The organism is Nocardia cyriacigeorgica (genome assembly GCF_010858045.1).
GTDB classification, from domain to species: domain Bacteria; phylum Actinomycetota; class Actinomycetes; order Mycobacteriales; family Mycobacteriaceae; genus Nocardia; species Nocardia cyriacigeorgica_E.
Map to the genome: position 1 here is coordinate 1 of NZ_JAAGVC010000015.1, position 24,729 is coordinate 24,729.

Below are 24,729 nucleotides of genomic sequence, written 5' to 3' on the forward strand. Positions count from 1 at the left end.
CGCGGCCGACACCACCCGCCGCAGCCCACGCCCCAATTCCCGTAAACCCCGCTGGCACACGACCGCCGAGTGCCACACCGCCGCCGCGCCCGAGCCGGTGGAAGCGATGGTTCGGCGGTTGGAGAAATTCCGCAACGCCTTCTCCGAGCCACAGCCCTGCGGTGGCCTGGTCACATCCCACCCCGCCCGCGCGCCGCTTCAGCTCGGATGCTGAGGGACACTGGTATGGCGAGCAGGTCCTCGGACGAACCCGCGACGGGATGCCTGCGCCGGAATTCCGCGAGTTGTACCAATACACGGTTAATTCTTGGATCAATAATTTCCTGCGGCACCCGAATCCCTGGCAATGGCTGAACGATTTGCACCGAGACCAGCACTACTTCCAGAATCTGTCCGCACTGACCGATCCGAACAATCCACCGTCCAACGACCAGCTCCATGCCCTGGCGAATCGTCATGATTTGCAACCGGAACAGCGGAGGATTATTGAATCCATCCTGGCGTCTCCAAGCCCGAGCCGGCGGGCGAAAGAGATATGGGATAATTCCAAAGCGATCAGGCAGATGACTCACGACTTCGGTCGACCCATCACACCCGACCTTTTGAATGCACATTGTGCGGGACTCGACCGCGCGCTGACTCGGCCGCTACCCGAGCGCGTGGAGGTAGTACGCGGACTACGAGACATCAGTTTCATGACGATCGATAACCTCGGCACCGAACTGGGTAGCGGCGATGCTCGCCTCCTCATCGGGACCAGACAAACGGAGACCGGATTCATGTCGTCCAGTCTCGGAGCTAGACCTCCCGCTCACTTCGATGGCCCTATCCGCATGGAACTCGATGTCCCGGCCGGCACACACGCCGGATGGATGGGCGCGCGAAGTCGGTACCCCGATCAGCGGGAGTTGATTCTGCAACGCGGCATCCAGTATGAGATCACCGAGGTCATCGAGAACCCATCCGGCGATCGATACACGGGAGTGCGCTACTTGATCAGGGCACGGGTGATACCACCAGGGCAGTAGCGTTACCGATCGGACGACGTCGACACTCACTCAGAATCCGGTTAGGAGCATCGAATGGGCGACCACCACCAAGACCCCACACCCTTTCCACCTTCTCCACAATTCTCGAACTCATACGCGGGATGGACCCGGCAGCCAGTCGTCTATGTCCCTATCCTCCGGAGAGGTACATTGATCGGATACCTGTGGGCGGGTAAGGGAGTCGACGCCGCAGGCCATATGCGGAAAATTTCCGCCGATCCCGACAATTTCACTTGCGAGACGTTCTGGGAAGCGCGCCTGAACGAAAACTGCCGGAACAGACTCACCGCTGAACAGGCAATACAGCACTGGGTAGGGCATCCCGAAGATCCGCGATGCGGCGGCGTACCCGCGGGCACAACAGTCCTGCAGGCGAGTTCCATGCAGACCCTCTGGGGTCAGCTTAATCCTGAGGGACCACCCTTGGGAGAAGGCCCATTGATTCAGGACAACCTATTTCCTGACGGTACTTCAACAGGTCCGGACAGAATTTGGAGTGCACCACATGTCGCCAACCCTCCTACCTATGCAGGCGAGACATCGACACCCGTTCACTTTCTCGAGGTAACCAAGAACGGGGAGGTCGTAGGGTTCTTGTGGGCGTCTCCGACTGAGCAGGCAGCGGACTATCTACCCCTCCGGTACGCCGGTCTGGAAGGCATCAATGGGCGCGGTCTGTGGCTCGCCCGACTCAGCGACTGCTTCGCAGCAGGCCGCCACCCCGTCGACGCCATCCGCTACTGCCGCAGATTCCCCTACGACGAATACTCCGGCTGGATCGAACCAGACGCACCCGAAGGCGTCGCACCGTCGCTGGCTGAACTTCGTGAGGCTGCCAATGAATGAGCCATGTGCTCAACATCCACAGGTACAGCTGAAGGTGTGATGCAACCCTGGAACGAAGTCAGCTACGAGAGCTGGACCCGGAAACCAGTACGGTATCTACCCGTCACCTGCGGGGGCCGATTGATCGGCTACCTTTGGGCCGCCATCGGAAGCAATGCTGCCGGTTACGAGTGCTGCCTCGCCGCCGATTCCGACAATCTGACATGCCTCAGCTTCTGGTTCGACCGGTTGTCGAAGAGCTACCGACAAGGGCTCGACCCATTGGTCGCGATACGACAGTGGATCGGTGCGCCTGAGCACCCGCGGTGCGGCGGCATCGCGGCATCGGCCGTCGAGCGGAAGACACCCTCACTACAACACATGTGGGCGGAGCTCAATCCAGACGCGGAACCGATAGGCGACGGACCATTGATACAAGACGGCGAATTGCCCAGCGGCACACCGGTAGACCGTTCAAAGGGGTGGAGCATACCCGCCATGGCGACCCCACCGACCTATGCGAAACGAGCAACGTCGTCTGTCCAATATCTGCCGGTGATCAAGGACGGCGCCCTCATTGCCTACCTCTGGGCGTCGCCGACCGAGAACGCCGCCGACTACCTGCCGGTCGCCGGCGCCGGTCAACAGGCACGAGCTGGTGCAGGCCTCTGGCACCTACGCCTGTCCGACTTCTACGCCGCCGGACCCCCCACTGGACGCACTCCGCCAATGCCGCAACTACCCACCCGACTTCCTCTCCGGCGAAATCCCCAACGACGCCCGCGAACTCATCGCGCCGACGCTCGATGACCTGAAGGCCCTCGCGAACAGATGAATCGGAACGGCAAGAATCGGCAATGAACTCAGGACCCCAAATCACCTACGGGCCCGACGATCGTCAAGACGGCCCGCCGTTTCCACATTCTCCACATTTCGAGAATGCTTACGCGGCATGGACTCGGCGGCCGATCATCTATCTCCCTATTCTCCGGAGAGGGACATTGATGGGCCACCTGTGGGCGGGCATTGGCGTCGAGGCCGCTGGCTACATGCGCAAAATATCCGCCGACCCCGACAATCTCACCTGTGCATCGTTCTGGGAAAAGCGTCTCATCGAGAACTACCGGAACAAGCTCAGGGCCGAGCAGGCAATTCAACATTGGATCGGATGGCCGGAAGATCCGCGATGCGGTGGAATTCCAGCGGATGCCGTTGTAAAGCGATCCAACAGCAAGCAAGAACTATGGGACCAGCTCAATCCGGAAGGCCCGCCCATCGGCGAAGGACCGTGGGTTCAGGACGGCGAATTCCCTAGCGGCACACCAGTCGACCGATCCAAAGGATGGAGCACGCCATACATCGCGAACCCTCCCACATACGCTGGGGAGACATCTACGCCTGTTCACTTCATTCCGGTCACCAAGAATGGCGAAGTCGTCGCCTTCCTCTGGGCATCGACGACTGAACGGGCCGCCGGATACCTGCCGCTTCGATACGCCGGAAATCAGGGCATCGTCGGCCGCGGACGCTGGGTCATCCGGCTCAGCGAGTGCTACGCCGCAGGCCGCCACCCCGTCGACGCCATCCGCTACTGCCGCAGATTCCCCTACGACGAGTACTCCGGCTGGATCGAACCGGACGCGCCGGAAGGGGTGGCTCCCTCACTCGGAGAGCTGCGGAAGGTCGCCGAGGAATACTGACCGGCGTGTTCGGCCGTATCGAATACGCCGGCTCCCGGGCGCGGCACCATCATGCCCGGCCATGAGGGATCAGCACCGGACCAGCCGGCCGAACCAGCGACCTACTGATCGGTGACGGATTCAATCGATCAGTGCTGAGCAGCGACCTCCGGCGCGATCCCCAACCTCCACGCCAGCCCCCGCAGATTTCGCCCGCCGGCGTCACGCCGCGCAGTGCGTAGATGGTCGGCGACAGCTTCGCGGACGAAGACGTCGGCGCGAACCCGCTGCGGCGCAAGCTCTTCGGCCCTGAGCAACGTCGCCAACCCTTGCTCACGAGTCTTCGGTTCCGACAGCAGCGCGCGCCCGATTTCGCCGTAGTACTCGGCGCGGCGGACGGTGCTCGGTATGGCATCGACGTGGACATCTTTCGACTGTTCGGCGACCCGGGCGCCTTCGCCGAACTCCAGGCCGATCGTCGCACGCCAGATACCGACGTTCGCTCGGCCGAACCACATTCGGCCGAAGGTGCCGACCTCGTCGTCCATCCGGGCAGCGACTTCGCTCGCCTCGTCGAGATGGGTGTATGCGGTGTCTCGGTCTGCCTGAACCGCTGCCGCAAGGGCGGCAGACAAATGCAGCATTCCGTAGGCCTGGATCACGTTGTGGTCGTCGAGATCGCCGGTCAACCGGTCGGCCATATTGACTGCCCGGCGGTACTGCTCGGGCCGTGCGAGCGCACCGGTCGCATCGCCGCGCAGCCAGGTCGCGAATCCACACCAGGCCGGGGATTCCAAGAGTTCGGCGCACTGCTGTGCCGCCTTCGCGGCCAGCAGTGGCAGACCACGGCCGCCGGTACGCTTCGTCACCCACATGGCGGAGCTGTAGCTGGTGATCATTCCCCGCAGGACATCTTCGCGCGGAGCCGTGCCACGGCAATAGGTGATGTGCAACTCCGCCAATAGCTTTGGCACCAACGCTGCTTGTTGCGCGTAGTCACCTGCCTGAATCAGATCGTGCAGACGATCCAAGTCGGCAGCCACCAACGGCCAATCACGTGCGACTCCGCCTGGATCGTCACCGATTTCGTAGGCATCGAGCGCGGATTCGACCGCCATCAGCCCGGCATAGGCATCCGAGCCGCGCCCGTCCCCGCTCTCCCACGGCCGCCCCGTGAATTCCGACGGCGCTACCCGCAAAGCCCGCGCCAGCGCCTCCAGCGTCCCCCGATTCGACAGCGCCTGTTCCCCGCGTTCGAGCCGCCCGAGGTACCCGAAGCTGATCCCGGCCAGACCTGCCGTGACCTCGAGGCTCAAACCCCGCCAGGCGCGGATTTCCCGCAACCTGCGGCCGACTTCATTGGGTGGCATCTCGTTCACGACCGTACTCCCTCCGGACGGCGACTACCTGCGACGATACGCGCCGGATCGGCCCGCGTCCGGGGAGTAGGCATTCGATCACGGCTCTGTGTACAGAATTTCGTTGGGCAGGCGCGGCAGGCCTGCGGCGCTGCCGGGGACGATGGTTGCGGTGTCGGGATGGTGGTGGCGCCGCCAGTCGCGCAGGAATTCCGCCGCGGCGGCGGGGCGGGCGGCGAAATCCATGCGGATGCCGTGCAGATGCACGGACAGGTGCACATCGGGTGGCTCGGCATCGGACGGCACGATGAGCATTCCGCTTCCTCCTTGCGCAAATCGGTCGCGGCGCCCGCCGCAGGGGAACTCACGTCACCAGCGGCAGCTCACTGTCGTCCGGTGTGCCGTGGAGGGATCCGGCATCGACCCCGCGGCGGGGCCGAATCGAAGCTAGGAGCAGCCTCGGATGGGGTTTGTCTTGAAAGGACAACGTGGCCGGAAGCAGTCCCCGGGTCCTGAATTCGGCCGATTGCTCGGTAGCGCGATGGATCCCAACAAACCCGACGGAACCAGATGCGGTGCCCAGATTTCCAGGTAGGTAGATTCTGGTCCGGTATCGGGTGGAGGGAACTGGGGTGGATATGCAGAACTGGGACAACGGGCGGGGTGGTCCGGAAGGCGCGCGCGGAGATGGGGCCCGGCCGGAACCGGCGGTCCGATGGCTGCCGGAGGATCGGTTCGAGGAGTTCGCGAACGGGCTCGCCATCGGGGTTTCGCATCGTCCGGTGTGGCGGCTCGAGCAGGTGCTCGGGCGGAAGTTTCAGCGGCGCGATGATTCTCGGCAGGCGTTTCTGCTGCTGCGGTTGCGGTCGGGGGCAGAGGTCGGGTTGGTCGCGTCGTATTGGCCGCAGTCCGAAGGCATTGCCATTCTCGTTCCGAGCGGTGAGCGGGGTGCGGCGCAGGTGCTGGGTGAGCTGATCGAATGCACCGATCTCGAGCAGCGGCAGGTGACGCCCCTGTTGGCGCGGGTGGACGAGCACGGGCGGTACCGCACCACTCCCATCCAACCGGAGTTCGTCGGTGAACATCTGCCGGGGAATCGGCGCTGGAACGGGACTCACGTCAGCTACCTCGACGAGCAGGAGCGTCAGCCGTACCGGCTGCACGTCCGGGACGGCCGCCTCTACGACAGCCGCGGTCAACTCTTCGACACCGCGGCCGCGCGCACCCTGTGGACCCCGCAGGGTGGGCGGGCGATCTTCGTCATGGACGCCGACGGCACCATCTACTCGTCCGCGCACCACATCCTCGGACGCTTCCACCACTCCAGCTTCCTGGCCGGCGCACCATGCGCCGGGGCCGGTGAGCTGGCCGCGTCATTCGGCGTCATCCGGGTGATCTCCGATCACAGCACCCATTACCGGCCGCCGCGCCACATCACCGCGCAGGTGGTCGACAGCCTGCGGCGGCAGGGGGTTGCGGTCGACGATCAGCAGGTGGAATACCACTGGTAGCTGCCGGGGTACGCGTCCTCACCGCACCACATGCTCGCGGAGGAACGCGAGGATGTGCCCGGTCAAGGCTTCCGGCTGGTCCTCGGGAAGGAACGTGTAGGCATCGTCGACGAGCCGCAATGTCGCATTCGGCAGTTCGCGGGCCATGCGTTCGGCGAGCGGCACCGGGAACAGTTTGTCTTCGCGCGCCCAGACCAGCAGAACCGGGAAGCGCACGGACGGGAATCTGCTTGCGGCCTCCAGGGTGTGACGCGAGGTGGCGGACTTCAAGAACCGGCGGACGTCGGCGCGGATGGCCTTCGAGGTGCGGCTCGGAAGCAGGTAGGAGTCGGCGATGTCGGCGGGAACGGGATGTTTGGCGACCCAGCCGAAAGCGATCGGCAGCCGGTGCAGGGCGCGGATCCGCAGGAGTTCGGTGGCGGCGCGGATCGAACCGGGCAGATGGGCAAGGGTGGCGAGCAGGGTGAACGGCTGCGGCAGGAACTTGTCGTAGCAATCGACGGAGGCCAGCACCACGCGGCCGATGCGCTCGGGGTGACGGGTCATCAGGATCTGGGTGATGGCGCCGCCGGTGTCGTTGGCGACGATGGTGACGTCGGTGAGGTCGAGGCGGTCCAGGAACGAGGCGATGACGGCCGCCACGCCCGTCGGCGTGAGGTCGGCGCCGGGCATCGGGATGGTGTGCGAACCGAGCGGCCAATCCGGGGTCAGGCAGCGGTGACCGGCCGCGGCGACCGCGGGCACGACCTTGCGCCACAGATCGGCGTTGACCAGCAGACCGTGCACGAAGACGACGGGCGGCCCGTCGCCCGTCTCGTGGTAGCGAATGCGCCCGGCGGGCAGATCGATGTCGTGGACCGGGCCGAGCGAAGGGCTGATTCCCATGATTTCTCCCCTGGTGTACGGATACCGCCACTGTTACATACATGCCGTATGTATGTCCATGGCTCGAAGCAATTAGCTCCCGCAAGCAATCTGGACGACTGACCAGATCCGCGCTACCGTGCACAACAGAGGAACGAGGAGACGGAGCTCACATGGCGGTGCCGGACGACACGATCAACCGCGCGGGCTCGCCTGTGCGCGACCTCGGCTTGGCCGAGCTGGCCGAGGCCATCGCGAATACGACGATCAGCTCGGTGGCTGCCACCACCGAGGCGCTCGACCGCATCGAAGCCGCCCAGCCCTCGCTCAACGCGTTCCGGATCGTGCGCCGTCAGCGGGCCTTGGCCGAGGCCGCGGCGGCGGACCGGCGGATCGCGGCCGGTGAGCGGTTGCCGCTGCTCGGCGTGCCGATCGCGATCAAGGACGACACCGATATCGCGGGCGAACCGACGGCATTCGGCGTCATGGGTGATTTCGAGCCAAAGGAAGTGGACGCCGAGTCGGTGCGCCGGCTGCGGGCCGCGGGCGCGGTGATCGTCGGCAAGACCAATACCTGCGAATACGGGCAACTGCCCTTCACCAGCGGCGCCGCGTTCGGACACACCCGCAATCCGTGGGGCCGGCCGTATACGCCGGGCGGATCCTCGGGCGGGTCGGCGGCCGCGGTGGCGGCCGGACTGGTTCCGGCCGCGCTGGGCTCCGATGGTGCGGGCTCGGTGCGTATCCCGGCCGCGTGGACGAACCTGGTCGGCATCAAACCGCAGCGCGGCCGGATCTCCACCTGGCCGCTCCCGGAGGCGTTCAACGGGCTCACCGTCAACGGCCCGCTGGCGCGCACGGTCGGAGACGCGGCACTGCTGCTCGACGCGGCGGCAGGCCCGCACCCGGGCGATCTGCACACACCGCGGCCGCTCACCCTCACTGACGCGGTGGGCCGCGATCCGGGGCGGCTGCGCATCGCACTGTCGCTGAACATCCCGTTCACCGCGACCAGAACCGCACTGCATCCCGAGGTCGAGGCGGGCGTGCACCGGATCGCGAAAACCCTGCGCGGACTGGGCCATTCGGTCACGGTGCGCAACCTGCACTACGGACTACTGATGGGTGCGTCGTTCCTTCCGCGCTCGATGGCCGGTATCCGCGCGGTACACGATCGGATGCCCGGCGCCCGGGTCGATCCACGGACCATGGCCAATGTGCGCACTGGGATGCTGCTGAGCGGGCCCGCGTTGTTCGCGGCCAGGCAAGCGGAGGCCTTGCTGCACCGGCGGATCGGCGGATTCTTCGACGAATTCGATGTGGTGCTGGCCCCGACCACGGCCACTCCCCCGCCCCGGGCCGAAGAGATCGACGGCATCGGCGTGATCGCCACCAACAACCTCATCACCGCGGCCTGCCCGTACACCTGGCCGTGGAATGTGCTCGGCTGGCCGAGTGTCAACGTGCCCGCCGGGTTCACCGGCTCGGGGCTGCCGGTCGGAGCACAGTTGATGGGTACCGCCGACACCGAACCGATGCTGGTGTCGCTTGCCGCGCAACTGGAGTCGGAACTGCACTGGGAGCGGCATCGTCCCGAGCCCTGGTGGTGAACGGTTCATCGCGGTTGCCAGGCCTCGACCGGGCTGTGCGTTCCGGCCGGGCACCCATCCGGTCCGCGGCCGGAGATGTCGCCGATCGGGGTGCCGAACATGAGCAGGCACTGCGGCGCCACCTCGTCACTGCTGAGATCCTCGGCCAGCAGCACGCCGATGGTGGCGTCCTCGGCGACCCGGGAATCGGTCAGGCGCAGTACACCGGTGATGCCGGTGTAGTCGGCGCCGCGTAGCTCGAGCGCGATGGCGGTGCGACTCAGGACGATCTTGCCCGAGGATTGCTCCGGCCGGGCCCGGTTGGCCCGCACCGCTTGCAGGAACGCGCCGGCCACGTCGTAGGACAGTCCGGTCCGGTCGCCCGGCCAGGGCGTGCGATACAGGTCCAGATCCTCGATCAGCTCCGCGAGGGAGGCGCAGAGGTCTTGGAATTCGAGCCCGACGCGCTCCTTTCCGAGCACTCCGCGCCCTCGGACGCAGCCTGGGCCGGCGAGCATCACCGGAACGCCCTTGGCCACATAGCGAATGGAGAGCCCGGCCGGGATCGCCTGCCTGCCCACCGGATCGGCGATGAACCGGGTGACCGCGTCGTTGCCGAGAATCGGGGGCGATTCGGTGGCGTGACACTCCCGAGTGACGGCGTTGACGAACGCACCGAAGTCGTTGTTGCGCCCGGCGAAGAACAGTAGTTCGCCCTCGTCGGGTTCGCTGCGCGCGCACGGCGGCGGGAAGCCGTAGAGCTCCTGCTGCCGCGACCAGCTGAAGGTGGCGGCGGGAATGCCGCGGGCGCGCAACTCCTCGAGCGCATCGGCCACCAGGGTGTGGACGTAGATGTCGTCGGGATTGTCCGGGTGGAACACGGTGACCTTGTCGTAGCGGGGCCGACCCGCGCGCGGCGTGCCTTCCGGAAACCTGGCTCCGGCCACGTAGTCGGCGACGAGCCTGGCTTGCACACGGTTGCTCGGCGCCGCTTGGAAATATGTGGGCGATACCTCGTCCAGCCCGTCCGCCGACAGCGTGGTGGCGAATGTGGGCACGCCGAGATCACCCAGCCGCGCGATGGCGCGCCGCGTCTCGGCGTTGCTGCGGTCGAGCCCGATGACGCCCAACACGTCGGAATCCTCGCGGATCAGCGCGCTGAGCAGGTTGTCCACCACCCAGGGTGCCTGCCGCATCCCGGATCCGCCGTTGGCGATGATGATGCGCAGCAGTGGCTCGGCCTCGCTGCTCTGCGCGTTCGCATTGCGTTGGCGTAGCACCAGCCCGGCCAGTTCTTCCACCTGGGCATGCGGATAACGCATGTTGCGGTCCGCGTAGGTGAGGCCGGCGAAGTAGACGAGCGCCACCACCGGGCGCTTCGGGTTGCCGCGCCGGATGCGGTCGGCGATCGCGTTCTGCCGGAACACCTCTCGCTGCATCTCCGATAGTTCGGGGTCGTCGGCGAAGACCTGGCGGGCGTTGTCGCTGTAGCCGACGCATTCGCCGTCGCGCACCGCCACACCGACCCCGGACCAGAACGGCCAGGCAGTACAGCCGACCGCCGCGCGCGGGTGCACGTACACCGCGGCCGCGGCCACCAACGCGACCACGGGGACCAGGGCGAATGCCGCCACCACCGAGCGGCGGGCCGCCCAGGGTGGGGCGGGCGGCCGAGCGAGATGATTCTCGCCCAGTCCAGCGGCGTCGTCATCGACGCCCCGGTCCGGCATCCGCAGCGGGAGATACCAGGCGGTGGCCTCACGGTTGCGGCGCCTGACTTCGATCGTGTCGCGCCAGCGTCGCAGCGGGTCACGAGCCGGACCGGCGGTGCGGCCGAGATCGGCGAGGCTCGCGGGTTCCTCGTCCGACGGCGCCCGGTCGACCGAGGCGACCACCACGAGCGGGTCGAATCTGCCGGTTTCGTTGCGGATATCGTTGATCCAACGCAGCAGGTCCGCGCCTTGACCATGGGCGACACCATCGAGCAGCGCCACCGGATACGCGGTGCGCCGCCAGCTCGACGGCCGCAGCAACCGGCGGCGATAGGCATCACCGAGATCCGACAAGAAGGCGTGCACCAGGAGTTTGGCGATCTGCTCGTGGTTTTCCCGTTCGCGGCCTTGTTCGGTGAGGCGCAGCGCGAAACCCAAGAAGCTGTCGGACAGTTCCGGCGCCAGATAACGCTGACGCATGAACCAACGCGGCTCCCGCGAGACACCGGGAACGATGCCGCTGACCCACAACCACAGCCGAACGATCGGCACGATCGCCCAGATCGCCAGCGCGATCCGTTCGATGGTGGCGCCGAGCGCGCCGAAGGGCGGGGGATCGCTTTCCGGATCGCGACGGCTGATCCGCAGCAGCCGGGGCAGCCTGCCACGCAATTCGGCCGCGTCGATCGGAGCGCCCGCGGAACGCTGGCGGGTGAGCCAGTCCGCGGCGTGGTAGCGCGGAAATTCGATGGGGCCCATGGCCGTGTTGTCGGAGATGAACCGGCGGCTCAGCGCTTCGAGCACGGGCAGGCAGTTCGCGGCCGATTCCTCACCGTCGAAGCGGGTCGCCGACGCGGTGTCCGGGGTGAGCGCGGGGGCGGGCAGAGCCGCCACGTCGACATAGGCGCGCGGCGCGGCCCGGCGTGGGGAGCGGCCCAGCCATTCATAGGTCTGTTCGAGCAGCGCACCGGATTCGGCGGAGACGAGACAGACCATGGGCGGCGGCAGCGGACGACGCCGGCGCAGCAGTGTGCGCAGGATCCGTGGCCGCTCGTCGGGCACCATCAGCCCACGCAGCAACCGGAGAAACGCGACGACCTCGTCCTGGTTCGCCATCGACCCTCCCCTGGTCCGGCAGCGCCACGCACGCTCTGCGCGCGGACCTGAACTGTACCGCGCGGCACCGACATCCGACCCGCCCCGAATTCTCGGGACAGGCAGACGGGGCCGCCGCGCCCCAGCCAAGGACTGCGCTCAGACCGGGACCGACGGCCACCAGGTGTCGTACAGCTCTTGTCCGTTCGACCCACCGAGGACCAATATCTGACAGTGCTCGCGGCCAGGGCCCGCTAGGTCGAACCCGATCAGCAAGGTTCCCGCGGTACGGCCGTCGCTGACGACATCACCCCAGATCACCCGGCCGCTGCCGGAAACGCGACTCCACGGCTGATCGCCGGTGACGGTCATGTCCGAGAACGGCGCCACCGGATTCGGCGAGCGGTTGCCCAGGCAATCCACCGTGAGTCTGCGCACGGGCGCGCCGTTTCCGCTACAGCTCAACCGCGCCAGCCGACCGACCGGCGCGGCCACATCCACCGGCCGCATGTCCTGGTCGACAGCGCTACATCGCAGTCCTTGATATCCCCGCGCGTCAGGGGTGGCCGGCAGCAACTGCGGGAAGCTGCGCACCACGAAATCATGGCTACCCCACGTTGCCCCGCCGGCCGCCGCCGTGGCGGATGCGCGCACCGTGTTCGTGGACGGGGAAACCGCGGCGGCCGAGGACGTTTCATCACCCTGCGAACCGACCGCCCAGATCGTGCCCGCGATGACGGCCAGGGCCAGCGTCGAACCCAGCGCCGCGGCGACCATGCCGGCTCGGCCGATTCGCCGTCGTCGCTGGGCGGGCAGGGTTGCGCCGGGCCGGGCAGGCGGAGCGCCCGATACGTCCACAGCCCCTGCCGTGGACCTCGATCCCGGCTCGAGCAAAGCAGCCGAGACCGCCGCCGCCAGCGCACCGCAGGTCGGGAACCGCTGCCCGGGGTCTTTCGCCAACGCCCGCGCGACCACCGCGTCGATAGCGGCGGGCAGGGCCGGATTCACCACCGTTGCTCGCGGCGGTGGATCCTGGAGGTGGGCGTGCAGCACCGCGGCGGCGGTCGGCCGGGGGAACGGTTTGGCGCCGGTCAGCAGTTCGAACAGGGTGCAGCCCAGCGCGTAGACGTCGGCGCGCTGATCCACCGGCCGCGCGGCGAGTTGCTCCGGCGCGGCATACGCCAAGGTCGCCACCACCACCCCGGACTCGGTGAGCGCCGTCGCCGATCCGGCCGCCCTCGCGATGCCGAAATCGGTGACGTACACCCGCTCGTCGCCACCGGGGCGGGCCTCGATGAGCAGGTTCGCCGGTTTGACGTCGCGGTGCAGCATCCCGGCCCGATGGGCAGCATCCAGTCCGCGTGCCGCCTGCGTCACGATCCGCGCGACGCGCGATGGGGCGAGTCCGGCCGGGTGCCGCCGGATGAGTTCGGCCGCATCGGTCCCGTCGACGTACTGCATCGCGATCCACAGCAGATCCTCGGCCACCCCGCGATCGTGCACGGCGATGACGTTGGGATGGTCGAGGCGGGCAGCGAGCTCGGCCTCCCGCACGAACCTGGCGCGGAACTCGTCGTCGGAGCTGTGGTGCGGTGAGAGCACTTTCACCGCCTCCCGGCGCGGCAGCCGTGGATGCCGGGCCAGGTAGACCGTCCCCATCCCGCCGCTGCCGAGCACACCTTCGATGAGGTATCCCGCGAAAACGACGCCGGGAGTGAGTCGTCCGCTCATTCGGCGCGCACCAGCAGGGCGTACTGTGCGGCCACCCGCTGGTGGGTGCTTTCGACCGTGCGCCCCCGGAGGAAGGCCTGGTAGCGGCCGTGGAGGAGTCGGCAGGAGTAGCGGGGCCACTGCGGTCCGGCCGAAAGGTATTGCACGCAGCGGACATCGGGAATGCCCTCCGGCGTGGCGATCGGGCCGTAACCCGGCATCTCGGCCTCGCCGGCGAAGGCGTCGAAATCCCGTCGGGCCGTGGCCGCGTCGGCGAACCGGCCGAGCGAGTCGTTGCCGCCGTTGAAGCCGAGCAACTCCAGCGGCTCCCCGGCCGGTCCGTGCTCGCTGGCGCGCCCGATCCGAAGGTACGCGGCGCGCGGCCCGAAGACCACGCCCTTCGGGATGACCGCACTGTTCCAGCCCGCGGTCTCGACCGTGCTGACCGAGATCGCCGCCGGATACTGCCACTGCCCGGGCTTTTCGGGCACCATACGCGCCAGCATGCCGTCCCGGTCCAGTGGCAGACGCGCGATCTCGTCGCGCGGTGTCGGCTGAAAATCACGCAGCCGCGCCAGCTGTGCGTCGAAGGTGTCGGCGACCAGCGCGACCATGGCGTCACGGTCGGGCGAGGTGTGCCCGATGAGCAGGCTGATGACGAAGGGCCCGTCTGCCATGGTGGCGGCAAGGGTTGGCACCGCGGGGCGCCAGTGCGCGTGGGCCGACGGGTGCCGGTCGATGTCCACGCCGACGTTGTCGGGGCTCACCGCGGCGTCGATCGCATCGATCTCCTGCGCGGCCTGCCGCGCCGCGTCGGCGTCCGGTAGACGCAGCAGCAGCAGCGTCATCATGCGGCCGGAGCCGACGACCGGAATCGAGCTGACGTCGCGATCGGCCCCGCCGACGACGAAGCCGGCCACCATGCCGTAGCGCTGGAGCACCGCGCGGGCAGGCGCGGCCAGCAGACCGTTGGTCTTCACCGGCGTCGGCAGGGGTGAGGCGCGCACCGTGCCGAGCGCGTAACTCAGGTCGGGATCCACCTCGGCCGGGTCGATCACGGCCTCGCCCATCCGCACCGATTCGATCACCCGGCCGTAACGCTCGCTGCCCTCGGCCGGCTCGGCCAGGATATCGACGCCGTGGGTGCCGACGTCGAGCCCGCTGAGATCGGGCTGTTCCGGCTGTGGATGTCCGGCTACCGCACAACCGGTCGTCGCGGTCGCCACGATGACGGCGAGAGCACCAAGCGTGCGGAAGATCGCGGTGCGCAGCATCATTCGTAATCCCCTGTCACAGCGGCGCATCGAACCACCAGCGAGCCCGCAACTCGGCGGCCGCGACCTCGCCGTTGACCTGGATGGCGCAGAAATTGCGGTCGGGAGCGTCGAAGAACACCTCGAGACGGCCGAACTTCTCGCCGTGCACCGTGGTGTAGCTGCCCCAGCGCAGATAGCCCGACCCGGACTCCCGTTTCCAGTGCTCTTCGCCTTCCATCCCGGGCCAGGGCAGCGGCCCGAGCCGGCCGCGGTCGGCGGTGCAGTGCAGGAACATCATCGCGACCGGGTCCTGATCGCCGGTGCAGCGAATCACGCTCAGCGGCAAGGCGGTATCCATCGGCACCAGATCGCGCTTATCGTCGATGGCCTGGCAGACGGAGAGTTCGCGGTAGCCGTAGCCATCCGGCGAATAGGGCAACAGCTCGGCGAACGGTTCGACCATGAACGAATACGCGGCCCAGTCCGGCGAAACCCGCGGCGCCGCACCGGAGGGAGTCGGCAGCCGCACGGCCGCGGCGGATTCGACCCGATCGGGCCAGGCGACGATGGCGAGCACGACCGCGAGCACGACGACCCCCGCTGCCCCCGCCCACAACAGCGCCCGCGTGCCCGCCGTGCGGGCCGAGCCTGCCCCACCGGGTCCGGTCGCGGCGGCAGTGGGCGCGGTGAGCCGGACGGTTTCGGCCTCCGCGTCGGTCAGTGCGCGGTGCGCCGCCTCGGCCAGCGCACCGCAGCTGGGATACCGGTGCGCCGGATCCTTGGCCAGCGCGGTCGCGATCACCTCGTCGAATGCCGCGGGCAACCGGGTATCGACTCGAGACGGCCGCGGCGGCGGATCGTTGAGATGGGCGAACATGACCGCGCCGGGAGTGTCACGTTGAAACGGCACCCTCCCCGTCAACAGGTGAAAAAGCGTGCAGCCCAGCGCGTATACGTCCGCGCGCTGATCGAGCACCTCGCCACGGATCTGCTCGGGCGCAGCGTACGCCAGGCTCGCGGTGAGCCCACCCGGATCGCCGAGAGTGGTCGAATCGTCGGCGGGGCGAGCGATACCGAAATCGGTGACCAGTACGCGATCCGGCTCCCCCGGCTGCTCGGCGATGAGTATGTTGGCCGGCTTCACATCCCGGTGCAACAAGCCCGCACGGTGGATCTCGTCGAGACCGCGCGCGGCCTCCCCGATGATGTACACCGCGCGCTGCGGCGGCAACGCCGCCGGACCACGCCGGATCAACTGCGCGCCGTCGACGCCGTCGACGTACTGCATCGTCAACCACAGCCGACCGTCGAACTCACCGCGATCGCGGACCGCGACCAGATTGGGATGCTGTAGCCGGGCGGCGATGTCGGCCTCGCGCAGGAAACGCGCGCGGAATTCGGCGTCGTCGTGATGGCTGTCGGAGAGTAGCTTCAGCGCGTCCTTGCGTGGCAGCCTCGGATGCCGGACGAGATAGACGGCCCCCATACCGCCGGCACCGAGGCGGCGCTCGATCCGGTAACCGGCGACATCCATGCCTTCGGCGATCTCCACCCGGCACCGTCCTCCCACACCCGCGTCGACGCCGGGACCCTTCCGGCGCCGCGTGCGTCATCTGGGCGCAGGCCCGCGACCAGCCCCGTCGACGACAACGAACACGCCCGGGAATATAGCAGCCCGCACCGACGGCGACGGCTCAGAAACCGAGCTTGCCCAGCTGCTTCGGATCGCGCTGCCAGTCCTTGGCCACCTTCACGTGCAGGTTCAGGTAGATGCGGGTACCGAGAATGTGTTCGATCTGTTTGCGGGCATTGGTGCCGACCTCCTTGAGCCGGGCACCACCCTTGCCGATGACGATCGCCTTCTGGCTCGGCCGCTCCACGTACAGCAGCGCGTGCACGTCCAGCATGTCCTCACGGCCCTCGTACGGCAGGACCTCCTCGATCACGACGGCCAGCGAATGCGGCAGCTCATCGCGCACACCCTCGAGGGCCGCCTCGCGGATGAGCTCGGCCATCAGGGTTTCCTCGGGCTCGTCGGTCAGCTCGCCGTCCGGATAGAACGCCGGACCCTCCGGCATCTTCGAGGCGATGACGTCCACCAGCACCTCGACCTGCTCGCCCTTGACCGCCGACACCGGCACCACATCGGCATCGGGTCCCAGCAGCTGCGACACCGCGAGCAGCTGCGCGGCGACCTGATCGCGGCTCACCTTGTCGATCTTGGTGACCACGCCGAGCACCGTCGTCTTCGGCGCCATCTGCTTGACCTGCTGCACGATCCAGCGGTCACCGGGGCCGATCTTCTCGTCGGCCGGGATGCACAGCGCGATCACGTCGACCTCGGAGTAGGTGTCGCGCACCAGATCGTTGAGCCGCTGGCCGAGCAGGGTACGCGGACGATGCAGCCCTGGCGTATCGACCAGGATCAGCTGGGTGTGCTCACGGTGCACGATCCCGCGAATAGTGTGGCGGGTGGTCTGCGGGCGCGAGGAGGTGATCGCGATCTTGGCGCCGACCAGCGCATTGGTCAGCGTCGATTTACCGGTGTTCGGCCTGCCGACGAAACAGACGAACCCGGAACGGAATTCGTCCTTGCCGGAACCGGATCGGTCAGCCACCCTGCACCTCGAAACCCTCGGCGATATCGAACACCGCGCCCGCCCGATCGGTGAACACGATCCGCGCCTGCGCCGACACCTCGCGCACCGCGGTCACCCCCGGATCGGAGAACTTGCCGCCGACCACCACGGCCGCTTCAAAACCCTCCGCGCCGCTGGAGAGCGCGGCGGCGACCGCGGCCTGCAATGCGGTGAGCCGCAACGCGTCCAGACCCACCTCGCCCGCGGCGTAGGTGCGCCCCTCGCTGTCGCGGACGGCGGCGCCGCTGGAGCCCTCGGTGCGTGCCATGGCGCCACGCGCCAGCACCAGCAGCTTGTTGTCCTCGGCATCCAGTTCAGTCATTCGGTGTCTCCTGTTCGTCTCGGCCGCCCGGGATCACCCCGGCCGCGCCGTTACCGTTCGATGCCGTCTCGCCGTCGACCGCCCGGCTGACCACCACCGTGTGCACGCGCACCCGGCCGCGGGTATCGGGTCCGCCTTCGCCACGCAATTGCAGACCGTGGGCGGTGATCTCGGAACCGGGCAGCGGGACCCGGCCGAGCTCATGAGCGAGCAGCCCGCCGACGGTGTCGACATCCTCTTCGTCGATCTCGAGACCGTACAGTTCGCCGAGGTCCTCGATCGACAACCGTGCCGATACCCGGTAGCGGTCGTCGTCGAGCTTCTCGATGGGCGGGGTCTCGTCGGTGTCGTACTCGTCGGCGATTTCGCCGACGATCTCCTCGAGTACGTCCTCGATGGTGACCAGCCCGGCGATACCGCCGTACTCGTCGACCAGCAGCGCCATATGGTTGCGGCGGCGCTGCATCTCGTCCAGCAGGGCGTCCAGCGGTTTGGAATCGGGCATGAAGACCGCGGGCCGCATCACCTCGCGCACCTGCACGCTGCGGCCGCGATCGCCGTACTGCACAAGATCTTTCAGGTAGACGACGCCGAGAATGTCGTCGACGTTGGCGCCGATCACCGGGATCCGGGAGTGCCCACTGCGCACCGCGAGAGAGGTGGCCTGCGCCGCGGTCTTGTCCTGCTCGATCCACACCATCTCGGTGCGTGGCACCATCACCGCCCTGGCGGCGGTGTCGCCGAGCTCGAATACCGACTGGATCATCCGGCGCTCGTCATCGGCGACGACACCGCGCTCACGCGCCATATCGACCACCTCGCGCAGTTCGATTTCCGAGGCGAACGGGCCGTTGCGGAAACCTTTACCCGGGGTGATCGCATTACCGATGAGGATCAGCAGCCTGCTGACCGGCCCGAGCAGCGCGCCGATGAACTGCAACGGCAAGGCGGCGGCCAGCGCGATCGAATAGGCGTGCTGGCGGCCGAGGGTGCGCGGCCCGACCCCGATCACCACGTAATCGACCAGCACCATGATGACCGCCGTCAGCAGCAGTGCCATCGCGTCGGACAGCATCGTGGCCAGCGCGGCCGCGAGCAGCACCGTCGCGGTGATCTCGCACAGGATGCGCAGCAGCACCATGAGATTCACATAGCGCGGCCGGTCGTCGACGATGCGGCTCAACCGCGCGGCACCCGCCCGTTCGGCGCGCACCATATCGTCGAGGCGTGCAGGGGAAATCGTGTTCAGCGCGGAATCGACGGCAGCGAACACACCACCGACGGGAACCAGCAGGACCGCCAGGACGATCAGAGTCAGCGCGTTCACGCCTGAGCATCACCCGGCGTCGTGAAGCCCGCTTTCCCCAGCAGGCGGGCATCGCGTTCGGCGAGTTCGGCGCGGCGCGCGGCCTCGCGCAGGCTTTCGTACCACTCCTCGAGCAGCCGGGCCTGCAACGCGAACATCTCCTTCTCCTCCTCCGGCTCGGCGTGGTCGTAGCCGAGCAGATGCAGCACACCGTGCACGGTGAGCAGCGCGAGTTCATGATCGAGGGAATGCCCGGCCTTGCGTGCCTGACCGAGCGCGAACTCGGGGCACAGCACGATATCGCCGAGCATGGAGGGGCCGGGTTCGGGACTGTCGGGCCGCCCACCCGGCTCGAGCTCGTCCATCGGGAACGACATCACGTCGGTCGGACCGGGCAGATCCATCCAGCGCATGTGCAGGTCGGCCATGGTGTCGAGATCGACGAGCACCATGGACAGCTCCGCGGCCGGGTGCACATCCATTCGCGCGATCACGAACCGTGCGACACCGACCAGATCTTCCTCGGGCACGTCCATGCCCGACTCGTTGGCGATCTCGATACTCACCAGGTCAGCCTAATGGGTGCGGCCGGTCACCGTCCGACCGCAACCCCGCGAGGTGCGCGAGACGTTCAGCGGCGTCCGGTGCGGTTGGCGGCCCGGCGCTGGGCCCGGTTGCCCGGCATGTGCGGACCGACCGGGCGGGTTTCGGCTTCGAACCGGTCGTAGGCGTCGACGATGTCGGAGACCAGGCGGTGCCGGACGACGTCGCTGCTGGTGAGCTCGGCGAAGTGGATGTCCTCGATCTCGGTGAGGATCTCACTGGCCGCCCGCAGCCCGGAACGTGAGCCGTTGGGCAGATCGACCTGGGTGACGTCACCGGTGACCACGATCTTCGAACCGAATCCGAGCCTGGTCAGGAACATCTTCATCTGCTCGGCCGTGGTGTTCTGCGCCTCGTCCAAGATGATGAACGAATCGTTCAGCGTGCGACCACGCATGTATGCCAGCGGCGCGACCTCGATGACTCCGGCCGCCATCAGCTTCGGGATGGCTTCGGGGTCCATCATGTCGTGCAGGGCGTCGTAGAGCGGGCGCAGGTACGGGTCGATCTTCTCGTTGAGGGTGCCGGGCAGGAAGCCGAGGCGTTCACCCGCCTCGACCGCCGGGCGGGTGAGGATGATGCGGTTGACCTGCTTGGACTGCAACGCCTGCACGGCCTTGGCCATGGCGAGGTAGGTCTTGCCGGTGCCTGCCGGGCCGATACCGAACACGATGGTGTTGGCGTCGATGGCGTCGACGTAGCGCTTCTGGTTGAGCGTTTTGGGGCGGATGGTCTTGCCGCGCCGGGACAGGATGTCGAGGCTGAGCACCTCGGCGGGCGATTCGGCGGTGCCCTCGGTGAGCATGGACACGGTGTGACGCACGGCCTCGGGGGTGACCACGCGGTTGCGGCCGGTCAGCGCGACGAGCTGTTCGACGACGCGCTCGGCCAGCGCCACATCGGCGGCCTTACCGGTGAGGGTGACGGAATTGCCGCGCACGTGGATGTCGGCGTCGAGCAGGTCTTCGAGTTCGCGCAGGTTCTGGTCGGCCGATCCGAGGAATGGGAAAACGGACTCCGGTGCGAGTTCGATGCTGGAACGTACGGTGCGTGCCGCGGGACCCGTGCTGCTGACGTCTGCACCATTGCCGGCCGCGGGGGTCGCCGGGTCGCCGATCTCACCTTGGGTTCTCACGTAGTGGCCTTAGCCTGCTTTCCGGTCTCGGAGCCGCCGCATCACCCGCCCCACACCCGTGCCGATTACCGCCCGTTCGGCGGCATCGGCGCTGCTCCGGCGCGGTGGAGATGATGCGCTGTGGATGACCAAAGTTTAACGCGCGGCACCGACACCCGCCCACCGATTAAGCGGGGCCCGGCTACCCTCAGGCGGCCTACCAGCAGCTATGGGGATGCTCCCCGCGGTCGGGCAGGGGTCGCACGGGCATCGCCAGGACCGGCGGCGCACCGCGGGACCCGTCCACATCGCGGAACCGCCGGAAGCCGAGATCGCCGGCGCGGGCCGGCTCAGCCGCATAAGCAGCCCAGCGTCGGCAGCGCAGGACGGCCTGCACGAGCGCAGCGCACGATCGGGCGGCGCGGCCTCACCCTGACCGCCCGCACTGATTCCCCACCGGGCCCGATAGGTGGGTAAGTGGCGGTAAACACCCAGGTCCCGTGCGATGGCACGGACCGGGACGGGCACACTGGAGCAGTGAGTTCGCCCGCCGCCACCGCCAAGCACACCGATGCCGCCACCCCGGTGCTGCGCGATTTCGGCGGCGGACCGTTCGGCATCTACGTGCACGTACCGTTCTGCGCGACCCGCTGCGGGTATTGCGACTTCAATACCTATACCGCCGGTGAGCTGGGCAGTTCGTCCTCGCCGCAGTCCTGGATGACGGCGCTGCGCGGCGAGCTGGCCACGGCGGCCCGGCAGTTCGCGGCACTGCCGAGCGCGACGCCGGAAGTATCGACGGTGTTCGTCGGCGGCGGCACGCCCTCGCTGCTCGGCGGCAGCGGCCTCGCCGAGGTGCTCGACGCGATCCGAGCCGAGTTCGCGCTGGCCGCCGACGCGGAGGTCACCACCGAATCGAACCCGGAGTCGACCTCGCCGGCGTTCTTCGAACAGATCCGCTCCGCCGGGTACACCCGGGTATCGCTCGGCATGCAGTCGGCCGCCGAGCACGTGCTGGCCGTCCTGGACCGCACCCACACGCCCGGCCGGGCAGTCGCCGCCGCGAAGGAAGCCCGCGCGGCCGGATTCGAGCACGTCAACCTCGACCTGATCTACGGCACCCCCGGCGAACGCGACAGCGACCTGGACGCCAGCCTGGACGCGGTGCTCGAGGCCGGCGTCGACCACGTCTCGGCGTACTCACTCATCGTCGAGGACGGCACTGCCCTGGCCCGGCGCGTCCGCCGCGGCGAACTACCCGCACCCGACGACGACGTCCTCGCCGCCCGCTACGAACGCATCGACGCCCGCCTGCGCGGCGCCGGGCTCACCTGGTACGAGGTCTCCAACTGGGCGTCCTCGGACGCCGCCCGCTGCCGCCACAACCTCGGCTATTGGGACGGCGGTGACTGGCTTGGCGCTGGCCCCGGTGCGCACAGTCATCTCGGCGGAGTGCGCTGGTGGAACGTCAAACATCCGGCGCGGTACGCCGATCGGGTGGCTGACGGCGGACTGCCCGCGGCGGGCTGGGAATCGCTCACCGACGATGAGCGCTACCTCGAGCGGATCATGCTCGTGACACGGTTGCGCACCGGACTGCCGATGGAGGATCTGAACGAGACCGGAATCGCCGCGGCCGAACGGATTCTCGCCGACGGGCGGGCCGAACGGCACGGCGATCGTCTGGTGCTCACCGATCAGGGCCGGCTCCTGGCCGATGGTGTGGTGCGAGATCTCCTCGGGTGAATCCGGTTGCTCCGCTGGTCGCGAGCCGAATCGGACAGGCGAACCAGAACCCCGGTGCTCGCCGGTGCGCACCAGGTTCCAGCCCGCCACGTAACCTCGCTACGGCCGGAGCCGCGTACGGCCGGAATCGACGCTGATCACAAATCCTCGTCTGATCTCCGACCCATGGTCGACAGCCGTGCGCCTGCCCAACTCGGCTGGTCGGAACCGAGTACCAACGGGGACCGACACCTCATGCCGGGGTGGTCGAGGTGGCAGTACGGAAGGTTCGGCGGTAAGCCAGCGGGGAGACGCCGATGGCGTCGTGCAGGTGTCGGCGCAGGGATGCTCCTGTCGCGAAGCCCACCTCGCCGGCGATGCGATCCACGGAAAGCTGCGTGGTTTCGAGGAGTTCACGGGCGCGGAAAATCCGTTGTTGCGTGAGCCAGCGGCCAGGACTCATCCCCACCTCCTCCTGGAATCGGCGGGCGAAGGTCCGGCCACTCATGTGAGCACGTTCGGCCAAGTCCGACATAGTGATCGGGTGGTGCAGATTTTCCAGCGCCCATTGGCGGGCGGCAACGGTGCCCGCCATCGCGACCGGAGGCACCGGCCTTTCGATGAACTGCGCCTGCCCGCCCTCACGCCATGGCGGGACCACGCAACGGCGCGCGACCATATTGGCGACCTCACTGCCATGGTCATTGCGGATCAGGTGCAGGCACAGGTCGACGCCGGCAGTCGCGCCCGCCGACGTGAGGATGTCCCCGTCGTCGACGTAGAGAACATTCGGATCGAGCTGCACCTTCGGAAACGCCCTGCGAAAGCGGTCGGCATAGTTCCAGTGAGTGGTCGCGGGACGGTTGTCGAGGAGTCCAGCCGCTGCGACCACGAATGCGCCCGTACAGATGGAGACCAGGCGAGCTCTCGGGCGGATCAGTGCCAGCGCGTCCGAGGTAGCGTCCGGCAGCCCGCTGTCGAGGATCGGAGCAACGTCACACGGTGGAATCACCACGGTATCAGCGGTTTTCAACATATCTGCGCCATGTGCGACCGCGATGTCGAAATCGGAGTTGCTGCGAACCGGCTGCCCGTCGAGTGAGCAGGTGATCACGTCGTATCGCCCATCCGCGGTCCCGAAGACCCGGTTCGGGATGCCCAGCTCGAAGGGATAGGCGCCATCGAGCACCAGAACGACAACTCGGTGTCGCTGCTTCGACTCGGACCGCATGGCATGATCGTATCGAATGATGGCAATTCTGCCATTTTGCGGCCGGGCGATCGGCGGCAAGCTGACAGCCATGAGCGATGACATCAGCATCCCCACCACTATGCGGGCCATTCGGCAGGATGTGCTCGGAGGACCCGAAGTACTGCATGAGGTGGAGATGCCCGTGCCGCAGCCGGGTCCGAGCGAGATCCTGGTGCGGGTACGTGCCACGGCACTCAATCCGACGGATTGGAAACACCGCGCGATCAAGGGGCTGTTCCTCCCGGACCCGCCCTTCACACTCGGCTGGGACGTCTCCGGCGAGGTGGTTGCCATCGGATTCGGTGTCACCGTGTTCAAGCCGGGTGACGAGGTCTTCGGCATGCTTCCCTACCCTCACGGCCACGGCGCCGCCGCCGAGTACGTCACCGGGCCGGCCCGGGCCTTCGCCCGCAAACCGACAACCCTCGACCACATCCGATCTGCCGCCGTCCCGCTGGCCGCTCTGACCGCCTACCAAGCCCTGGTCGACACAGCTGATGTACAAGCGGGGCACCGTGTTCTGATTCATGCCGCCTCCGGCGGCGTCGGTCACTTCGCCGTCCAGATCGCCAAGGCCCGCGGCGCACACGTGATCGGCACCGCCAGCGCCGCCAACCACGATTTCCTGCGCGGCATCGGTGCCGACGACGTGCTCGACTACCGCACAACCGATTTCGCCGAAACCGTCCGCGATATCGATATGGTTCTCGACCCGATCGGCGCCGACCACGCCATCCGCTCGCTGCGCACGCTTCGCCCGGGCGGCATCGTGGTCTCGATTCGCGCCGGCAGCAACGAGAAGCTGTACGCGGAGGCCGAAAAACTGGGTGTCCGAGCTGTCTCCATGCTCGTCGAGGCCGATCACGAAGGCATGAACGCCATCCGAGACCTGGCCGAATCCGGAGCGCTTCGCCCTACGATCGCCGGTACCTTCCCGCTGACCGATGCTGCAAAAGCTCACACCCTCGGTGAGACGGGCCGCACGGTCGGCAAACTTGTCCTCACCGTGGACTGATCGCCACGGGCGCTCGTCGGTGCGCGGCGTCTGCGGCCTCGGTGATCGGTGCACCCGATCCACCGATCGAGGCTCCCCGGGCATTCGAACGGGCGCGGAAACGCG

20 protein-coding genes are annotated in these 24,729 nt (G+C 67.6%); 7 read left to right on the top strand and 13 right to left on the bottom strand.

Annotated features, from left to right (window positions below):
- The first annotated feature begins 161 nt into the window (after positions 1–161).
- The 3 genes from GV790_RS31745 to GV790_RS15435 all read left to right on the top strand — a co-directional run bounded on the left by GV790_RS31745 (position 162) and on the right by GV790_RS15435 (position 3,574).
- Positions 162–1,028: an ADP-ribosyltransferase gene (locus GV790_RS31745; RefSeq protein WP_163814056.1), complete on the top strand. Its 867-nt coding sequence runs from the start codon at positions 162–164 to the stop codon at positions 1,026–1,028.
- A gap of 171 nt (positions 1,029–1,199) precedes the next feature.
- Positions 1,200–1,895, top strand: a complete 696-nt coding sequence (locus tag GV790_RS15430; protein WP_163814057.1) for a hypothetical protein — start codon at positions 1,200–1,202, stop codon at positions 1,893–1,895.
- An 836-nt stretch (positions 1,896–2,731) separates the two neighbouring features.
- Complete coding sequence (locus GV790_RS15435) at positions 2,732–3,574, top strand: hypothetical protein (RefSeq protein ID WP_163814058.1); 843 nt, start codon at positions 2,732–2,734, stop codon at positions 3,572–3,574.
- Positions 3,575–3,702: 128 nt separating this feature from the next.
- On the opposite strand, the gene GV790_RS15440 is transcribed toward GV790_RS15435, so the two are convergent.
- Together GV790_RS15440 and GV790_RS15445 are read right to left on the bottom strand one after the other, a co-directional pair.
- Positions 3,703–4,923, bottom strand: a complete 1,221-nt coding sequence (locus GV790_RS15440; RefSeq protein WP_256673329.1) for a helix-turn-helix domain-containing protein — start codon at positions 4,921–4,923, stop codon at positions 3,703–3,705.
- Between the two features lie 87 nt (positions 4,924–5,010).
- Positions 5,011–5,226, bottom strand: coding sequence for a hypothetical protein (locus tag GV790_RS15445; protein ID WP_163814060.1), 216 nt, complete (start codon positions 5,224–5,226; stop codon positions 5,011–5,013).
- Positions 5,227–5,543: 317 nt separating this feature from the next.
- Between GV790_RS15445 and GV790_RS15450 the strand changes: the two genes are divergently transcribed.
- Complete coding sequence (locus GV790_RS15450; RefSeq protein ID WP_163814061.1) at positions 5,544–6,422, top strand: hypothetical protein; 879 nt, start codon at positions 5,544–5,546, stop codon at positions 6,420–6,422.
- 18 nt (positions 6,423–6,440) lie between these two features.
- On the opposite strand, the gene GV790_RS15455 is transcribed toward GV790_RS15450, so the two are convergent.
- A complete protein-coding gene (locus GV790_RS15455; RefSeq protein WP_163814062.1) occupies positions 6,441–7,307 on the bottom strand; it encodes an alpha/beta fold hydrolase in 867 nt (288 codons plus the stop codon).
- A 152-nt stretch (positions 7,308–7,459) separates the two neighbouring features.
- On the opposite strand from GV790_RS15455, the gene GV790_RS15460 reads away from it, so the two are divergent.
- Positions 7,460–8,896, top strand: a complete 1,437-nt coding sequence (locus tag GV790_RS15460; RefSeq protein WP_163814063.1) for an amidase — start codon at positions 7,460–7,462, stop codon at positions 8,894–8,896.
- Between the two features lie 5 nt (positions 8,897–8,901).
- On the opposite strand, the gene GV790_RS15465 is transcribed toward GV790_RS15460, so the two are convergent.
- The 9 genes from GV790_RS15465 to GV790_RS15505 form a co-directional block, all read right to left on the bottom strand.
- A complete protein-coding gene (locus GV790_RS15465; RefSeq protein WP_163814064.1) occupies positions 8,902–11,703 on the bottom strand; it encodes a hypothetical protein in 2,802 nt (933 codons plus the stop codon).
- A 138-nt stretch (positions 11,704–11,841) separates the two neighbouring features.
- Positions 11,842–13,413, bottom strand: coding sequence for a serine/threonine-protein kinase (locus GV790_RS15470; RefSeq protein ID WP_163814065.1), 1,572 nt, complete (start codon positions 13,411–13,413; stop codon positions 11,842–11,844).
- On the bottom strand, positions 13,410–14,669 hold the full coding sequence (locus GV790_RS15475; protein WP_163814066.1) for a DUF7373 family lipoprotein: 1,260 nt from the start codon (positions 14,667–14,669) through the stop codon (positions 13,410–13,412). Before GV790_RS15475 ends, GV790_RS15470 begins: the two co-directional genes overlap by 4 nt.
- Positions 14,670–14,682: 13 nt before the next feature.
- Positions 14,683–16,200 (bottom strand): serine/threonine-protein kinase, encoded by a 1,518-nt coding sequence (locus GV790_RS15480; RefSeq protein ID WP_280210888.1) that lies wholly within the window; start codon positions 16,198–16,200, stop codon positions 14,683–14,685.
- Between the two features lie 142 nt (positions 16,201–16,342).
- The gene (gene era, locus GV790_RS15485; RefSeq protein ID WP_138451435.1) at positions 16,343–17,266 is read right to left on the bottom strand and encodes a GTPase Era; all 924 of its coding nucleotides are present in this window, start codon (positions 17,264–17,266) and stop codon (positions 16,343–16,345) included.
- Entirely contained in the window at positions 17,259–17,609 is a 351-nt protein-coding gene (locus GV790_RS15490; protein WP_163814067.1) for a cytidine deaminase, read from the bottom strand. The genes era and GV790_RS15490 overlap by 8 nt, the downstream gene beginning before the upstream one ends.
- Positions 17,602–18,936 (bottom strand): hemolysin family protein, encoded by a 1,335-nt coding sequence (locus GV790_RS15495; protein ID WP_163814068.1) that lies wholly within the window; start codon positions 18,934–18,936, stop codon positions 17,602–17,604. The genes GV790_RS15490 and GV790_RS15495 overlap by 8 nt, the downstream gene beginning before the upstream one ends.
- Positions 18,933–19,481 (bottom strand): rRNA maturation RNase YbeY, encoded by a 549-nt coding sequence (gene ybeY / locus GV790_RS15500; protein ID WP_163814069.1) that lies wholly within the window; start codon positions 19,479–19,481, stop codon positions 18,933–18,935. Before ybeY ends, GV790_RS15495 begins: the two co-directional genes overlap by 4 nt.
- Positions 19,482–19,546: 65 nt before the next feature.
- Positions 19,547–20,635, bottom strand: coding sequence for a PhoH family protein (locus GV790_RS15505; protein WP_163814131.1), 1,089 nt, complete (start codon positions 20,633–20,635; stop codon positions 19,547–19,549).
- 582 nt (positions 20,636–21,217) lie between these two features.
- Here GV790_RS15505 and hemW point away from each other — a divergent pair.
- A complete protein-coding gene (hemW, locus tag GV790_RS15510) occupies positions 21,218–22,378 on the top strand; it encodes a radical SAM family heme chaperone HemW (protein WP_309139004.1) in 1,161 nt (386 codons plus the stop codon).
- A 232-nt stretch (positions 22,379–22,610) separates the two neighbouring features.
- On the opposite strand, the gene GV790_RS15515 is transcribed toward hemW, so the two are convergent.
- Positions 22,611–23,588, bottom strand: a complete 978-nt coding sequence (locus GV790_RS15515) for a GlxA family transcriptional regulator (RefSeq protein WP_163814132.1) — start codon at positions 23,586–23,588, stop codon at positions 22,611–22,613.
- 70 nt (positions 23,589–23,658) lie between these two features.
- Here GV790_RS15515 and GV790_RS15520 point away from each other — a divergent pair, with 70 nt between their 5' ends.
- The gene (locus GV790_RS15520; protein WP_163814071.1) at positions 23,659–24,624 is read left to right on the top strand and encodes an NADP-dependent oxidoreductase; all 966 of its coding nucleotides are present in this window, start codon (positions 23,659–23,661) and stop codon (positions 24,622–24,624) included.
- Positions 24,625–24,729 lie beyond the last annotated feature (105 nt).

What these genes read in the sequence shown, in the direction of transcription:
- GV790_RS15520 (WP_163814071.1), top strand. Translation starts at nt 23,659, where the DNA reads ATGAGCGATGACATCAGCATCCCCACCACTATGCGGGCCATTCGGCAG.
- GV790_RS15470 (WP_163814065.1), bottom strand. Translation starts at nt 13,413, where the DNA reads ATGAGCGGACGACTCACTCCCGGCGTCGTTTTCGCGGGATACCTCATC.
- GV790_RS15455 (WP_163814062.1), bottom strand. Translation starts at nt 7,307, where the DNA reads ATGGGAATCAGCCCTTCGCTCGGCCCGGTCCACGACATCGATCTGCCC.
- GV790_RS15440 (WP_256673329.1), bottom strand. Translation starts at nt 4,923, where the DNA reads ATGCCACCCAATGAAGTCGGCCGCAGGTTGCGGGAAATCCGCGCCTGG.
- GV790_RS15465 (WP_163814064.1), bottom strand. Translation starts at nt 11,703, where the DNA reads ATGGCGAACCAGGACGAGGTCGTCGCGTTTCTCCGGTTGCTGCGTGGG.
- GV790_RS15435 (WP_163814058.1), top strand. Translation starts at nt 2,732, where the DNA reads ATGAACTCAGGACCCCAAATCACCTACGGGCCCGACGATCGTCAAGAC.
- GV790_RS15490 (WP_163814067.1), bottom strand. Translation starts at nt 17,609, where the DNA reads ATGACTGAACTGGATGCCGAGGACAACAAGCTGCTGGTGCTGGCGCGT.
- GV790_RS15445 (WP_163814060.1), bottom strand. Translation starts at nt 5,226, where the DNA reads ATGCTCATCGTGCCGTCCGATGCCGAGCCACCCGATGTGCACCTGTCC.
- GV790_RS15475 (WP_163814066.1), bottom strand. Translation starts at nt 14,669, where the DNA reads ATGATGCTGCGCACCGCGATCTTCCGCACGCTTGGTGCTCTCGCCGTC.
- GV790_RS15460 (WP_163814063.1), top strand. Translation starts at nt 7,460, where the DNA reads ATGGCGGTGCCGGACGACACGATCAACCGCGCGGGCTCGCCTGTGCGC.
- GV790_RS15515 (WP_163814132.1), bottom strand. Translation starts at nt 23,588, where the DNA reads ATGCGGTCCGAGTCGAAGCAGCGACACCGAGTTGTCGTTCTGGTGCTC.